The organism is Rhizobium sp. BK661, assembly GCF_024808825.1.
GTDB lineage: Bacteria > Pseudomonadota > Alphaproteobacteria > Rhizobiales > Rhizobiaceae > Rhizobium.
The window spans coordinates 190,193-203,587 of sequence record NZ_JANTYT010000006.1; the positions used below are offsets into that span (position 1 = coordinate 190,193).

Annotated in this window: 22 protein-coding genes; all 22 read left to right on the forward strand. The window is 58.6% G+C overall.

Going from position 1 to position 13,395, the window contains the following annotated elements:
* Positions 1-450: 450 nt before the first annotated feature.
* The 22 genes from rpsL to rplR all read left to right on the forward strand — a co-directional run bounded on the left by rpsL (position 451) and on the right by rplR (position 13,334).
* Positions 451-822: a 30S ribosomal protein S12 gene (gene rpsL, locus FHX16_RS15275; protein ID WP_003547537.1), complete on the forward strand. Its 372-nt coding sequence runs from the start codon at positions 451-453 to the stop codon at positions 820-822.
* Between the two features lie 77 nt (positions 823-899).
* Positions 900-1,370 (forward strand): 30S ribosomal protein S7, encoded by a 471-nt coding sequence (gene rpsG, locus FHX16_RS15280; protein ID WP_016553547.1) that lies wholly within the window; start codon positions 900-902, stop codon positions 1,368-1,370.
* A gap of 29 nt (positions 1,371-1,399) precedes the next feature.
* The gene (gene fusA / locus FHX16_RS15285) at positions 1,400-3,499 is read left to right on the forward strand and encodes an elongation factor G (protein ID WP_114712282.1); all 2,100 of its coding nucleotides are present in this window, start codon (positions 1,400-1,402) and stop codon (positions 3,497-3,499) included.
* A 70-nt stretch (positions 3,500-3,569) separates the two neighbouring features.
* Positions 3,570-4,745, forward strand: a complete 1,176-nt coding sequence (gene tuf, locus FHX16_RS15290; RefSeq protein WP_016558834.1) for an elongation factor Tu — start codon at positions 3,570-3,572, stop codon at positions 4,743-4,745.
* Positions 4,746-5,056: 311 nt separating this feature from the next.
* Positions 5,057-5,365 carry a 30S ribosomal protein S10 gene (rpsJ, locus tag FHX16_RS15295; RefSeq protein WP_003547547.1) on the forward strand — a complete coding sequence of 103 codons (309 nt, stop codon included), beginning with the start codon at positions 5,057-5,059 and terminating at the stop codon, positions 5,363-5,365.
* A gap of 34 nt (positions 5,366-5,399) precedes the next feature.
* Complete coding sequence (rplC, locus tag FHX16_RS15300) at positions 5,400-6,041, forward strand: 50S ribosomal protein L3 (RefSeq protein ID WP_183756879.1); 642 nt, start codon at positions 5,400-5,402, stop codon at positions 6,039-6,041.
* Positions 6,042-6,054: 13 nt separating this feature from the next.
* Positions 6,055-6,675: a 50S ribosomal protein L4 gene (gene rplD, locus FHX16_RS15305; RefSeq protein ID WP_016553550.1), complete on the forward strand. Its 621-nt coding sequence runs from the start codon at positions 6,055-6,057 to the stop codon at positions 6,673-6,675.
* Entirely contained in the window at positions 6,672-6,965 is a 294-nt protein-coding gene (locus FHX16_RS15310) for a 50S ribosomal protein L23 (RefSeq protein WP_016553551.1), read from the forward strand. Before rplD ends, FHX16_RS15310 begins: the two co-directional genes overlap by 4 nt.
* 11 nt (positions 6,966-6,976) lie before the next feature.
* A complete protein-coding gene (gene rplB, locus FHX16_RS15315) occupies positions 6,977-7,813 on the forward strand; it encodes a 50S ribosomal protein L2 (RefSeq protein ID WP_183756878.1) in 837 nt (278 codons plus the stop codon).
* A gap of 15 nt (positions 7,814-7,828) precedes the next feature.
* Positions 7,829-8,107, forward strand: coding sequence for a 30S ribosomal protein S19 (gene rpsS, locus FHX16_RS15320; RefSeq protein ID WP_007531666.1), 279 nt, complete (start codon positions 7,829-7,831; stop codon positions 8,105-8,107).
* Positions 8,108-8,109: 2 nt separating this feature from the next.
* The gene (gene rplV, locus FHX16_RS15325; protein ID WP_018857110.1) at positions 8,110-8,499 is read left to right on the forward strand and encodes a 50S ribosomal protein L22; all 390 of its coding nucleotides are present in this window, start codon (positions 8,110-8,112) and stop codon (positions 8,497-8,499) included.
* On the forward strand, positions 8,499-9,218 hold the full coding sequence (gene rpsC, locus FHX16_RS15330) for a 30S ribosomal protein S3 (protein WP_007531669.1): 720 nt from the start codon (positions 8,499-8,501) through the stop codon (positions 9,216-9,218). Before rplV ends, rpsC begins: the two co-directional genes overlap by 1 nt.
* 36 nt (positions 9,219-9,254) lie before the next feature.
* On the forward strand, positions 9,255-9,668 hold the full coding sequence (rplP, locus tag FHX16_RS15335; protein WP_003573792.1) for a 50S ribosomal protein L16: 414 nt from the start codon (positions 9,255-9,257) through the stop codon (positions 9,666-9,668).
* A gap of 12 nt (positions 9,669-9,680) precedes the next feature.
* Positions 9,681-9,881: a 50S ribosomal protein L29 gene (gene rpmC, locus FHX16_RS15340; protein WP_007531673.1), complete on the forward strand. Its 201-nt coding sequence runs from the start codon at positions 9,681-9,683 to the stop codon at positions 9,879-9,881.
* An 11-nt stretch (positions 9,882-9,892) separates the two neighbouring features.
* Positions 9,893-10,132, forward strand: coding sequence for a 30S ribosomal protein S17 (gene rpsQ / locus FHX16_RS15345; protein ID WP_007787739.1), 240 nt, complete (start codon positions 9,893-9,895; stop codon positions 10,130-10,132).
* 261 nt (positions 10,133-10,393) lie between these two features.
* Positions 10,394-10,762 carry a 50S ribosomal protein L14 gene (rplN, locus tag FHX16_RS15350; RefSeq protein ID WP_007787738.1) on the forward strand — a complete coding sequence of 123 codons (369 nt, stop codon included), beginning with the start codon at positions 10,394-10,396 and terminating at the stop codon, positions 10,760-10,762.
* 12 nt (positions 10,763-10,774) lie between these two features.
* Positions 10,775-11,077: a 50S ribosomal protein L24 gene (gene rplX / locus FHX16_RS15355; RefSeq protein WP_037127218.1), complete on the forward strand. Its 303-nt coding sequence runs from the start codon at positions 10,775-10,777 to the stop codon at positions 11,075-11,077.
* A complete protein-coding gene (gene rplE, locus FHX16_RS15360) occupies positions 11,077-11,634 on the forward strand; it encodes a 50S ribosomal protein L5 (RefSeq protein ID WP_016553557.1) in 558 nt (185 codons plus the stop codon). Before rplX ends, rplE begins: the two co-directional genes overlap by 1 nt.
* A 32-nt stretch (positions 11,635-11,666) precedes the next feature.
* Positions 11,667-11,972, forward strand: a complete 306-nt coding sequence (gene rpsN / locus FHX16_RS15365; RefSeq protein WP_016553558.1) for a 30S ribosomal protein S14 — start codon at positions 11,667-11,669, stop codon at positions 11,970-11,972.
* Positions 11,973-11,984: 12 nt separating this feature from the next.
* A complete protein-coding gene (rpsH, locus tag FHX16_RS15370) occupies positions 11,985-12,383 on the forward strand; it encodes a 30S ribosomal protein S8 (RefSeq protein WP_183756877.1) in 399 nt (132 codons plus the stop codon).
* Between the two features lie 42 nt (positions 12,384-12,425).
* Positions 12,426-12,959, forward strand: coding sequence for a 50S ribosomal protein L6 (gene rplF / locus FHX16_RS15375; RefSeq protein WP_016553559.1), 534 nt, complete (start codon positions 12,426-12,428; stop codon positions 12,957-12,959).
* A gap of 12 nt (positions 12,960-12,971) precedes the next feature.
* The gene (gene rplR / locus FHX16_RS15380) at positions 12,972-13,334 is read left to right on the forward strand and encodes a 50S ribosomal protein L18 (protein WP_037127225.1); all 363 of its coding nucleotides are present in this window, start codon (positions 12,972-12,974) and stop codon (positions 13,332-13,334) included.
* Positions 13,335-13,395 lie beyond the last annotated feature (61 nt).

A 13,395-nucleotide genomic window follows, 5' to 3' on the forward strand; every position in this document is an offset into this window, starting at 1 on the left:
CATGCGCTTAGCGGCTGCAGTCAGTGATTCCATAGCTGCTTTTTGATCCAATGCTCAAGTTTATCTTGGCGACCGGTGGCGAATTCCCTTAGAAGCCGCAAAAGAGCGCGCAATGGCCGGGTTTCAAGGCGTTCCGCCGAAGTTTATTTCTTAACGGCCTTGACGAGACGACGGGAAACCAGTAGTACCCGCGCCATCCGGACCCATGTGAGGCATGGCCATTCGAGGCGACGCGCCCCGGAGATCACCTCAAACAAGGTTCGAAACGCACGTTGAAGATATGTTGCCTGCACGCATGACGCATTTCTTTTGCGTCCTCTGCTCTCTGTGGTCCATCTGCGAAAGCGGATCGGGCCACGTTTTGCGCATTGAGACAAGCGTGTGGTCTTGCCGGAGACGGCGCGAGTTACGCCCGTAAGGGATTGAGATATAAACGTAAGGGATGGTTGAATGCCTACCGTAAACCAGCTTATCCGCAAGCCGCGTCAGGCGAACGTAAAGCGTAATAAGGTTCCTGCGCTGCAGGAAAACCCACAGAAGCGCGGCGTTTGCACCCGCGTTTACACGACGACCCCGAAGAAGCCGAACTCGGCTCTCCGTAAGGTCGCCAAGATCCGTCTGACCAATGGCTTTGAAGTCATCGGCTACATTCCGGGCGAAGGTCACAACCTGCAGGAACACTCTGTCGTCATGATCCGTGGCGGCCGCGTAAAGGACTTGCCGGGCGTTCGTTACCATATCATTCGCGGCGTTCTCGATACCCAGGGTGTCAAGAACCGCAAGCAGCGCCGTTCGAAGTACGGTGCGAAGCGTCCGAAGTAATTCGGTTTTGAAATCCCGGCGCTGCGCGAGGTCCTCCGCGTGGTAGAGCGCCTTTAACAATTGAAGAGACGAGAAGTATGTCCAGACGTCACAGAGCAGAAAAGCGCGAGATCAACCCGGACCCGAAGTTCGGCGATCTGGTTGTTACCAAGTTCATGAATGCAATCATGCTTGACGGCAAGAAGTCCGTCGCTGAAAGCATTGTCTACGGCGCATTTGACTCCGTACAGGGCAAGTCCAAGCAGGAGCCGCTCGGTGTGTTCCATCAGGCTCTGGACAACATTGCTCCGCACGTAGAAGTCCGTTCGCGCCGCGTGGGTGGTGCTACGTACCAGGTTCCGGTTGATGTCCGTCCGGAGCGCCGTCAGGCCCTGGCGATCCGCTGGCTGATTGCTGCCGCGCGCAAGCGCAACGAAACGACCATGGTCGACCGACTGTCGGGCGAGCTTCTCGATGCATCCAACAACCGTGGTTCCGCGGTCAAGAAGCGCGAAGACACGCACAAGATGGCTGACGCCAACCGTGCGTTCTCGCATTATCGCTGGTAATCCCGAACGGGTTCGAAAGGCAGTCCACAATGGCTCGCGAATATAAAATCGAAGACTACCGAAATTTCGGTATCATGGCGCACATCGACGCCGGCAAGACCACGACCACCGAGCGTATCCTTTATTACACCGGCAAGTCGCACAAGATCGGTGAAGTCCACGATGGCGCAGCCACGATGGACTGGATGGAGCAGGAGCAGGAGCGTGGCATCACGATCACCTCCGCCGCCACCACGACCTTCTGGAAGGGCCGTGACGGCAAGATGCGCCGCTTCAACATCATCGACACCCCCGGCCACGTCGACTTCACCATCGAAGTCGAGCGTTCGTTGCGCGTTCTCGACGGTGCGATTGCTCTTCTCGACGCCAACGCAGGCGTAGAGCCGCAGACGGAAACCGTCTGGCGTCAGGCTGAGAAGTACAACGTTCCGCGCATGATCTTCTGCAACAAGATGGACAAGACCGGCGCAGACTTCTACCGCTCCGTCGAGATGATCAAGACCCGTCTCGGCGCAACGGCTGTCGTCATGCAGCTGCCGATCGGCGCCGAAACCGAGTTCAAGGGCGTTATCGACCTGATCGAGATGAATGCTCTCGTCTGGCGCGACGAATCGCTCGGCGCCCAGTGGGACGTCGTCGAAATCCCCGATGACATGAAGGCGAAGGCTGAAGAGTATCGCGAAAAGCTGATCGAGACCGTTGTCGAGATCGACGAAGCCGCGACCGAAGCCTACCTGGAAGGCAACCTTCCCGACAACGATCAGATCCGCGCGCTCGTTCGCCGCGGCACGATCGACGTGAAGTTCCATCCGATGTTCTGCGGCACCGCCTTCAAGAACAAGGGCGTTCAGCCGCTTCTCGACGCGGTTGTCGACTACCTGCCGTCGCCGCTCGACATTCCGGCGATCAAGGGCATCGACTTCAAGACCGAAGCCGAGATCGAGCGTCATGCCGATGACAACGAGCCGCTTTCGATGCTCGCTTTCAAGATCATGAACGACCCCTTCGTCGGCTCGCTGACCTTCGCCCGTATCTACTCGGGCAAGCTCGAAAAGGGCGCGTCGGTCATGAACACGGTCAAGGACAAGCGCGAGCGCGTCGGCCGCATGCTGCAGATGCACTCGAACTCGCGTGAAGACATCGAAGAAGCCTTCGCGGGCGACATCGTTGCTCTCGCCGGTCTCAAGGAAACCACCACGGGCGATACGCTCTGCGATCCGCTGAAGCCGGTCGTTCTCGAGCGCATGGAATTCCCGGAGCCGGTTATCCAGATCGCTATCGAGCCGAAGACCAAGGGCGACCAAGAAAAGATGGGCCTCGCGCTCAACCGGCTGGCTGCTGAAGATCCGTCCTTCCGCGTGAAGACTGACCAGGAATCTGGCCAGACGATCATCGCCGGCATGGGCGAACTTCACCTCGATATCATCGTCGACCGCATGCGTCGCGAGTTCAAGGTTGAAGCAACTGTCGGCGCGCCGCAGGTTGCCTACCGCGAAACCATCACGCGTCAGCACGAAGAAGACTACACGCACAAGAAGCAGTCCGGTGGTACCGGTCAGTTCGCTCGCGTCAAGATCGTCTTCGAACCGAACCCGGATGGCGAAGACTTCAAGTTCGAATCCAAGATCGTCGGTGGTGCTGTTCCGAAGGAATACATCCCGGGCGTTCAGAAGGGTATCGAAAGCGTTCTGTCTTCCGGTCCGCTCGCAGGCTTCCCGATGCTCGGCGTCAAGGCGACGCTCGTTGACGGTGCTTTCCACGACGTTGACTCGTCGGTACTGGCGTTCGAAATCGCTTCACGTGCCTGCTTCCGTGAAGCAGCCAAGAAGGCCGGCGCTCAGCTCCTCGAGCCGATGATGAAGGTCGAAGTGGTAACGCCGGAAGATTACGTCGGCGACGTCATCGGCGACCTGAACTCCCGCCGTGGTCAGATCCAGGGCCAGGAAAGCCGCGGCGTGGCCGTTGTCATCAACGCCAACGTTCCGCTGGCGAACATGTTCAAGTACGTCGATAACCTGCGCTCCATGTCGCAGGGCCGTGCTCAGTACACGATGACCTTCGATCACTACGCGCCGGTTCCGTCGAACGTCGCAACTGAAATCCAGGCAAAGTATTCCGGTCAGAAGTGACCGGAATACCAATTGACCGATAACAAGAATTAGATCCCTCAGGGGACCTTAAAAAGAGTGGAGAGCCCACATGGCAAAGAGTAAGTTTGAGCGCAACAAGCCGCACGTTAACATCGGCACGATCGGCCACGTTGACCACGGCAAGACGTCTCTGACGGCAGCGATCACGAAGTACTTCGGCGAGTTCAAGGCGTACGACCAGATCGACGCTGCTCCGGAAGAAAAGGCGCGCGGCATCACCATTTCGACGGCACACGTCGAGTACGAGACCCCGAACCGTCACTATGCTCACGTTGACTGCCCCGGCCACGCCGACTACGTCAAGAACATGATCACCGGTGCCGCTCAGATGGACGGCGCGATCCTGGTTTGCTCGGCTGCTGACGGCCCGATGCCGCAGACCCGCGAGCACATCCTGCTCGCTCGTCAGGTTGGCGTTCCGGCGATCGTCGTGTTCCTCAACAAGGTTGACCAGGTTGACGACGCCGAGCTCCTCGAGCTCGTCGAACTGGAAGTTCGCGAACTGCTGTCGTCCTACGACTTCCCGGGCGACGACATTCCGGTCATCAAGGGCTCGGCTCTTGCTGCTCTGGAAGACTCTGACAAGAAGATCGGCGAAGACGCGATCCGCGAGCTGATGGCTGCTGTTGACGCCTACATCCCGACGCCTGAGCGTCCGATCGACCAGCCGTTCCTGATGCCGATCGAAGACGTGTTCTCGATCTCGGGCCGTGGTACGGTTGTGACCGGCCGCGTCGAGCGTGGCATCGTCAAGGTTGGCGAAGAAGTCGAAATCGTCGGCATCCGCCCGACCTCGAAGACGACGGTTACCGGCGTTGAAATGTTCCGCAAGCTGCTCGACCAGGGCCAGGCTGGCGACAACATCGGCGCTCTGGTTCGCGGTGTGAACCGTGACGGCGTTGAGCGTGGTCAGATCCTGTGCAAGCCGGGCTCTGTCAAGCCGCACAAGAAGTTCATGGCAGAAGCCTACATCCTGACGAAGGAAGAAGGCGGCCGTCATACGCCGTTTTTCACGAACTACCGTCCGCAGTTCTACTTCCGTACGACTGACGTGACCGGCATTGTTTCGCTTCCGGAAGGCACGGAAATGGTTATGCCTGGCGACAACGTCACGGTTGCCGTCGAGCTGATCGTTCCGATCGCGATGGAAGAGAAGCTGCGCTTCGCGATCCGCGAAGGCGGCCGTACCGTCGGCGCCGGCATCGTCGCTTCGATCGTCGAGTAAGCTTCGCTGCGGCCACCTCAACCGGGTGGCCGCTTCGATGACAATATTATGAAGCAAGTGGCTTTGGCCGCTTGCTTATTACAAGAAAATGTTGCACATGGCGCGCGAGCGCTATTTGCGCCCTGCTTCGCTCGTTGAAGCGGGTGACTACAGCAAACAATAAGGTGGGCCGAAAGGCCTGAAGACTGGATAGGGGCACGGTAACCCGGAGCCTCTCTCGATCTTTGAAACCGGTGGTCCGCCTTAGGAATAAGAACAGCCCGTGCCTACCCAAAAGGCGCACGGGATAACAAACACAAGGATAACGTCGAATGAACGGCCAAAATATCCGCATTCGCCTGAAGGCGTTCGATCACCGCATTCTCGACGCTTCGACGCGCGAGATCGTGTCGACGGCGAAGCGCACCGGCGCAAGCGTCCGGGGCCCCGTTCCGCTTCCGACTCGCATCGAGAAGTTTACGGTCAACCGGTCCCCACACATCGACAAGAAGAGCCGCGAGCAGTTCGAGATGCGCACTCATAAGCGCCTCCTCGACATCGTAGATCCGACCCCGCAGACGGTAGACGCGCTGATGAAGCTCGATCTCGCCGCCGGTGTCGATGTTGAGATCAAGCTCTGAGCCTTGCTCGAGCGGATTTGGAAGGATTGAACCGATGCGTTCAGGTGTGATTGCACAGAAGGTGGGCATGACCCGCGTCTACAACGACGCTGGCGAACATGTCCCGGTAACAGTACTGCGTCTGGATGGCTGCCAGGTTGTGGCCCAGCGCACTGTCGAAAAGAACGGCTACGCCGCAGTCCAGCTCGGTGCTGGCACGGTAAAGGTCAAGAATACGTCGAAGGCAATGCGTGGTAACTTTGCTGTTGCCAACGTTGAGCCGAAGGCCAAGCTGACGGAATTCCGCGTCACGGAAGACAATCTCCTCGAGGTTGGCACCGAGCTTAAGGCTGGTCACTTCGCCGCTGGTCAGCTCGTCGATGTGACGGGTACGACGATCGGTAAGGGCTTTGCCGGCGTTATGAAGCGTCACAATTTCGCCGGTGGCCGCGCCACTCACGGTAACTCGGTTTCGCACCGCTCGCACGGTTCTACCGGTCAGCGCCAGGACCCGGGCAGGGTTTTCAAGAACAAGAAGATGGCTGGTCACATGGGCCAGACGCGCGTAACGACTCAGAACCTTGAAGTGGTTTCGACCGACGAAGATCGTGGTCTAATCCTGATCAAGGGTGCAGTACCCGGTTCCAAGGGTGCCTGGATCATCGTGCGCGATGCCGTCAAGTCGGCAGCGAAGTAAGGGAGCCGGACCAATGGAATTCAACGTCAAGACCCTCGAGGGAAAAGACGCAGGGAAGGTTTCTCTTTCTGACGCGATTTTCGGCCTTGAGCCCCGCGAAGACATTCTCGCCCGCGTTATTCGCTGGCAGCTTGCCAAGAAGCAGCAGGGCACGCACCAGGCAAAGGGCCGCGCGGACGTTTCGCGCACCGGCGCCAAGATGTACAAGCAGAAGGGTACGGGCCGCGCTCGTCACCATTCGGCACGCGCTCCGCAGTTCCGCGGCGGTGGTAAGGCTCACGGCCCGGTCGCTCGCAGCCACGAACACGACCTTCCGAAGAAGGTTCGCGCTCTCGGCCTGCGTCACGCCCTCTCGGCCAAGCTGAAGTCCGACGATGTCATCATCATCGACAGCCTGGTTGCTGCAGAAGCAAAGACCAAGGCACTGGCATCGACTTTCGAGACGCTCGGCCTGACCAACGCGCTCTTCATCGGCGGCGCTGAACTTGATGGCAACTTCAAGCTCGCAGCACAGAACATCCCGAACATCGATGTTCTGCCGATCCAGGGCATCAACGTTTATGACATCGTGCGCCGCGGCAAGCTCGTGCTTTCCAAGGCTGCCGTTGAAGCTCTAGAGGAGCGTTTCAAGTGACCGACCTTCGCCACTATGATGTGATCGTCTCGCCGGCGATCACCGAAAAGTCCACGCTGGTATCGGAAAACAACCAGGTTGTTTTCAATGTCGCCAAGAAGGCGTCGAAGCCGGAAATCAAGGCTGCAGTCGAGGCGCTCTTCGGCGTCAAGGTCACGGCCGTCAACACGCTGCTCCGCAAGGGCAAGACCAAGCGTTTTAAGGGTTTTGTCGGCAAGCAGCAGGACGTGAAGAAGGCTGTCGTGACGCTGGCTGAAGGCCAGACGATCGACGTCTCCACCGGTCTCTGAGGAATTAAACAATGGCATTGAAAACATTCAATCCTACGACCCCGAGCCAGCGTCAGCTGGTCATCGTCGACCGTTCCGGCCTCTATAAGGGCAAGCCGGTCAAGGCGCTGACGGAAGGTCTGACCAAGAGCGGCGGTCGTAACAACCTCGGCCGTATCACTGCCCGCTTCATCGGCGGCGGTCACAAGCGTACCTATCGTCTGATCGACTTCAAGCGTCGCAAGTTCGACGTCGAAGGCACGGTCGAGCGTATCGAATACGATCCGAACCGCACCGCGTTCATCGCGCTCGTATCCTACGCCGACGGCGAACAGGCCTACATCCTCGCTCCGCAGCGCCTTGCTGCCGGCGACAAGGTCATCTCCTCGGAGAAGGCTGTCGACGTGAAGCCCGGCAACACCATGCCGCTGCAGTACATCCCGGTCGGCTCCATCATCCACAACGTGGAAATGAAGCCGGGCAAGGGTGGTCAGATCGCACGTTCGGCTGGCGGTTACGCACAGCTCGTCGGTCGCGACGCGGGTCTGGCGATCCTTCGCCTGAACTCCGGCGAACAGCGCCTCGTTCCTGGCTCCTGCCTTGCTTCGATCGGTGCGGTTTCGAACCCTGACCATGCCAACATCAACGACGGCAAGGCCGGTCGTACGGTTTGGCGCGGCAAGCGTCCGCATAACCGCGGTGTTGTCATGAACCCTGTTGACCATCCGCACGGCGGTGGTGAAGGCCGTACCTCTGGTGGTCGTCACCCGGTTACTCCGTGGGGCAAGCCGACCAAGGGCAAGCGCACGCGGTCGAACAAGTCGACCGACAAGATGATCATGCGCTCGCGTCATCAGCGTAAGAAGTAAGAGAGGAAGTCTCCAATGGCTCGTTCAGTATGGAAAGGTCCGTTCGTTGACGGCTATCTTCTCAAGAAGGCTGAGAAGGTTCGTGAAGGCGGACGTGCAGAAGTAATCAAGATCTGGAGCCGTCGCTCCACGATCCTGCCGCAGTTCGTCGGTCTCACCTTCGGCGTCTACAACGGCAGCAAGCATGTTCCGGTCAGCGTCAATGAAGACATGGTCGGTCACAAATTCGGTGAATTCTCTCCGACCCGGACCTACTACGGTCACGGTGCGGACAAGAAGGCAAAGAGGAAGTAACAATGGGCAAGGCAAAAGCCGAACGCCGGCTGAAGGACAACGAGGCGCAAGCAGTCGCCCGCACGCTCCGCGTCAGCCCACAGAAGCTCAACCTCGTTGCCGCGGTTATCCGTGGCAAGAAGGTCGATCGTGCACTCGCTGAGCTGGAATTCTCCCGCAAGCGCATCGCAGGCGCCGTCAAGAAGACGCTTGAATCTGCGATCGCCAACGCCGAGAACAACCACGACCTCGACGTCGACTCCCTGGTCGTCGCCGAAGCCTATGTCGGCAAGTCGATCGTCATGAAGCGTTTCCACGCTCGTGGCCGCGGCCGCGCTTCTCGCATCGAGAGGCCGTTTGCGCACCTGACGATCGTTGTCCGCGAAGTGCAGGCACAAGAGGAGGCCGCATAATGGGTCAGAAAATTAATCCAATCGGTTTCCGTCTTGGCATCAACCGTACCTGGGATAGCCGCTGGTTCGCGGACAATGCCGAGTACGGTCAGCTGCTGCACGAAGACCTGAAGATGCGCAAGTTCGTCATGAGCGAACTGAAGCAGGCTGGTATCGCCAAGGTGGTCATCGAGCGTCCGCACAAGAAGTGCCGCGTTACGATCCACTCGGCTCGTCCGGGCCTGATCATCGGCAAGAAGGGCGCAGACATCGACAAGCTCCGCAAGAAGCTGTCGGAGATGACGAATTCCGAGACGCACCTCAACATCGTTGAAGTTCGCAAGCCGGAAGTCGACGCTACGCTCGTCGCACAGTCGATCGCTCAGCAGCTTGAGCGTCGTGTTGCTTTCCGTCGCGCCATGAAGCGTGCCGTTCAGTCTGCAATGCGTCTTGGCGCCGAAGGCATCAAGATCACCTGCGCAGGCCGTCTCGGCGGTGCTGAAATCGCTCGTACGGAATGGTACCGCGAAGGTCGCGTTCCGCTGCACACGCTGCGCGCTGACATCGACTACGGCACAGCTGAAGCGGAAACCGCTTTTGGCATCTGCGGCATCAAGGTTTGGATCTTCAAGGGCGAAATCCTTGAGCACGATCCGATGGCCTCCGAGCGCCGCGCACTCGAGGGTGACGCTCAGGGTCCGGCAAGCCGTGATCGCGATCGTCGCCGCGACAACGCTTAATAGCGTTGGTGGCAGATAAGTTCGGAGAATAAGAAAATGTTGCAGCCAAAGCGTACCAAGTACCGCAAGCAATTCAAGGGCCGCATCAAGGGCGTCGCCAAGGGTGGTTCTGACCTGGCCTTCGGTGAATTCGGCCTTAAGGCTCAAGAGCCGAACCGCGTCAATGCACGCGAGATCGAAGCGGCCCGCCGCGCGATCACGCGCTACATGAAGCGCGCCGGCCGTGTATGGATCCGCGTGTTCCCGGATGTTCCGGTAACCGCAAAGCCGACCGAAGTCCGTATGGGTAAGGGCAAGGGCTCTGTCGAATACTGGGCATGCAAGGTCAAGCCAGGCCGTATGATGTTCGAAATCGACGGCGTCAGCGAAGAAATCGCTCGTGAAGCGCTTCGCCTCGGCTCTGCCAAGCTCTCGGTCAAGACGCGCTTCGTTCAGCGCATTGCAGAGTAAGGAGCAAGGCAGATGAAAGCCGAAGAAGTACGCGGCCTCACGGCCGACCAGCTCAAGGACAAGCTCGCCGACCTGAAGAAGGAGCAGTTCAACCTGCGCTTCCAGAAGGCAACCGGTCAGCTGGAAAAGTCCTCGCGCATCAACGAAGTCCGCAAGGACATCGCCCGCGTGAAAACCATTGCCCGCCAGAAGGCGGCAGAAGCAAAGGCGTAAAGGAAAACATCATGCCGAAGCGCATTCTGCAGGGCGTTGTCGTTGGCGACAAGAACGAGAAGACTGTCGTAGTTCGCGTTGAGCGTCGTTTCGCTCACCCGCTGCTCCAGAAGACCGTTCGTCGTTCCAAGAAGTACAAGGCCCACGACGAAAACAATCAGTACAAGATCGGCGATACCGTATCCATCGAGGAATGCGCGCCGATCTCCAAGGACAAGCGTTGGACGGTCGTTTCCGCCCAGGCCAAGTAAGATTTTTGCGCGAGGCCTTGCGTCTCGCGGAAATATCTGTATGAAGCAGCGTCAGAACGCTCGTTCGTCGAGCGTTCTTTTGCTTTGAGCGCACGGAAGGTCCCATTGGGGAAACCACCCTGGCACGATCGATCCCGCGCTATTCAAGCTATGCCGTGTTTTCGCCTGCCCTCGTGGCAAGCGGCCGGCTGACAATTTTCATAAGCCGGGGAAGGGGGCTCTGAGCCCAACCATTCCGGTAAACCAAAAAGGCGACCTGATATGATTCAGATGCAAACAAACCTCGACGTGGCGGATAATTCCGGCGCACGTCGTGTCATGTGCATCAAGGTGCTGGGCGGCTCGAAGCGCAAGTATGCCGGGATCGGCGACGTTATCGTCGTTTCGATCAAGGAAGCGATCCCGCGCGGCCGCGTGAAGAAGGGTGACGTGATGAAGGCGGTGGTCGTTCGTACCGCCAAGGAAATCCGTCGCGTTGATGGTTCCATCATCCGCTTCGACACGAATGCAGCAGTCCTCATCGACAACAAGAAAGAGCCGATCGGCACCCGTATCTTCGGACCGGTTCCGCGCGAACTTCGCGCCAAGAACCACATGAAGATCATCTCGCTGGCTCCCGAAGTACTGTAAGGAGCGCGAACGATGCAAAAGATTCGTAAGGGCGACAAGGTCGTCATGCTCGCAGGCAAGGACAAGGGCCGCACTGGCGAAGTCCTCCAGGTTCTGCCCAAGGAAGATCGTGCCGTTGTTCGTGGCATCAACGTCGTAAAGCGCCATCAGCGCCAGACGCAGAGCCAGGAAGCCGGCATCATCAGCAAGGAAGCTGCTGTTCACCTGTCCAACGTTGCGATCGTCGACAAGGACGGCAAGCCGACCCGCGTCGGTTTCAAGGTTGTTGACGGCAAAAAGGTCCGTGTGGCCAAGCGTTCCGGTGAGGTGATCTGATGGCTGACGCAAAGTACGAGCCGCGGCTCAAGAAGGAATATGTCGAGCGCATTCGTGCGGCGATGCAGGAGAAGTTCTCCTACGCCAACGAAATGATGATCCCGAAGCTCGACAAGATCGTAATCAACATGGGTGTTGGTGAAGCAACGGCTGATTCGAAGAAGCCGACTGTTGCTGCAGCTGACCTGGCCGCTATCGCTGGTCAGAAGCCGGTCATCACCCGTGCACGCAACTCCATCGCGGGCTTCAAGGTCCGTGAGCAGATGCCGATCGGCGCAAAGGTTACCCTGCGCGGCGCTCGCATGTACGAGTTCCTGGACCGTCTCGTGAACATCGCGCTTCCGCGCGTTCGCGACTTCCGCGGCCTGAACCCGAAAAGCTTTGACGGCCGTGGCAACTTCGCCATGGGCATCAAGGAGCACATTGTGTTCCCTGAGATCAACTACGACAAGGTTGATCAGATGTGGGGCATGGACATCATCGTTTGCACGACGGCAACGAAGGACGACGAAGCGCGGGCTCTCTTGACAGAGTTCAACTTCCCGTTCCGTCAGTAACCGTAACGACGAGCGTAGAAAAGGAACCGCACATGGCGAAGACAAGCGCAGTTGAAAAGAACAAGCGCCGCCGTACCACGGTCGCTAACCAGGCTGCCAAGCGCGCAGCTCTGAAGGCGATCATCATGAACCAGGCTCTTCCGATCGAAGACCGGTTCAAGGCCTCGATCAAGCTGGCATCCCTGCCGCGCGATGGATCCAAGACCCGCATTCGCAACCGTTGCGAAGTATCGGGCCGTCCGCGCGCATACTACCGCAAACTGCGCATGTCGCGTATCGCGCTGCGTGAACTCGGCAATCTCGGCAAGGTGCCGGGCATCGTCAAGTCGAGCTGGTAAGGAGCAGGTTAGATGACAATGACTGATCCGTTGGGCGATATGCTCACTCGCATCCGCAACGGTGCTTCTCGCCGCAAGTCGTCGGTTTCGACGCCTGCTTCGAAGCTCCGTGCACGCGTTCTCGATGTTCTGCAGTCCGAAGGCTACATCCGTGGCTATTCCCTTGTCGATTTCGGCAATGGCAAGTCGGAGCTCAACATCGAGCTGAAGTACTATGAAGGCGCATCGGTGATCCGTGAGATCGGCCGTGTGTCCAAGCCGGGCCGCCGGGTTTATGTCTCGGTCAAGTCCATTCCGCAGGTCGCGAACGGCCTCGGCATCACCATCCTTTCGACCCCGAAGGGCGTGATGGCCGATCACCAGGCTCGCGAACAGAACGTTGGTGGCGAGGTTCTTTGCTCGGTCTTCTAAGGCTGAGCAAGGATCTCCATAGCGAACAGACAGGATTGAAACATGTCTCGTATCGGTAAAAAGCCCGTTCAGGTGCCTGCTGGGATCACGGCTACGGTCGATGGCCAGAAGGTTACCGCTAAGGGCCCGAAGGGCGAGCTGTTCTTCGTCGCAAATGACGAAGTCGGCGTGAAGCTCGAAAACAATGCGGTTGTCGTAACGCCGCTCACCCAGACGAAGAATGCTCGTGCAAAGTGGGGCATGTCCCGCACGATGATCGAGAACATCTTCAAGGGCGTTAAGGACGGCTTTGAGCGCAAGCTCGAAATCAACGGCGTCGGTTACCGCGCGTCGCTCCAGGGCAAGAACCTGCAGCTGGCACTCGGCTTCAGCCATGACGTTGTTTACGAGCCGCCGCAGGGCATTACGATCGCTGTGCCGAAGCCGACGGAAATCGTCGTCACCGGCATCAACAAGCAGCAGGTCGGCCAGGTTGCCGCTGAAATCCGCGAATACCGCGGTCCTGAGCCTTACAAGGGCAAGGGCGTCAAGTATGCCGAAGAGCGGATTGTCCGCAAAGAAGGCAAGAAGAAGTAAGGATCACGCGAAATGGCTAGCAGGAAAGAAGCACTTGCACGTCGTGCCAACCGCGTGCGCCGTCACCTCAAGTCGGTGGCCAATGGCCGTCCGCGCCTGTCGGTTCATCGCTCCTCGAAGAACATTTATGTTCAGGTCATCGACGATGTCGCTGGTAAGACGCTTGCGTCCGCCTCGACTCTCGACAAGGACCTGCGCGGTTCTCTGAAGACCGGTGCTGACACCGCAGCAGCTGCCCTCGTAGGCAAGCTCGTTGCAGAGCGCGCAAAGAAGGCAGGCGTCAACGAGGTCGTATTCGACCGCGGCGCCTTCATCTACCATGGCCGCATCAAGGCTCTGGCCGATGCGGCTCGCGAAGGCGGTCTGTCCTTCTGATTAAGATTTCCGGCCGGGGCTTCAGGCTTCCGGCCGGATGTTCACCGGACCGCAAACACTC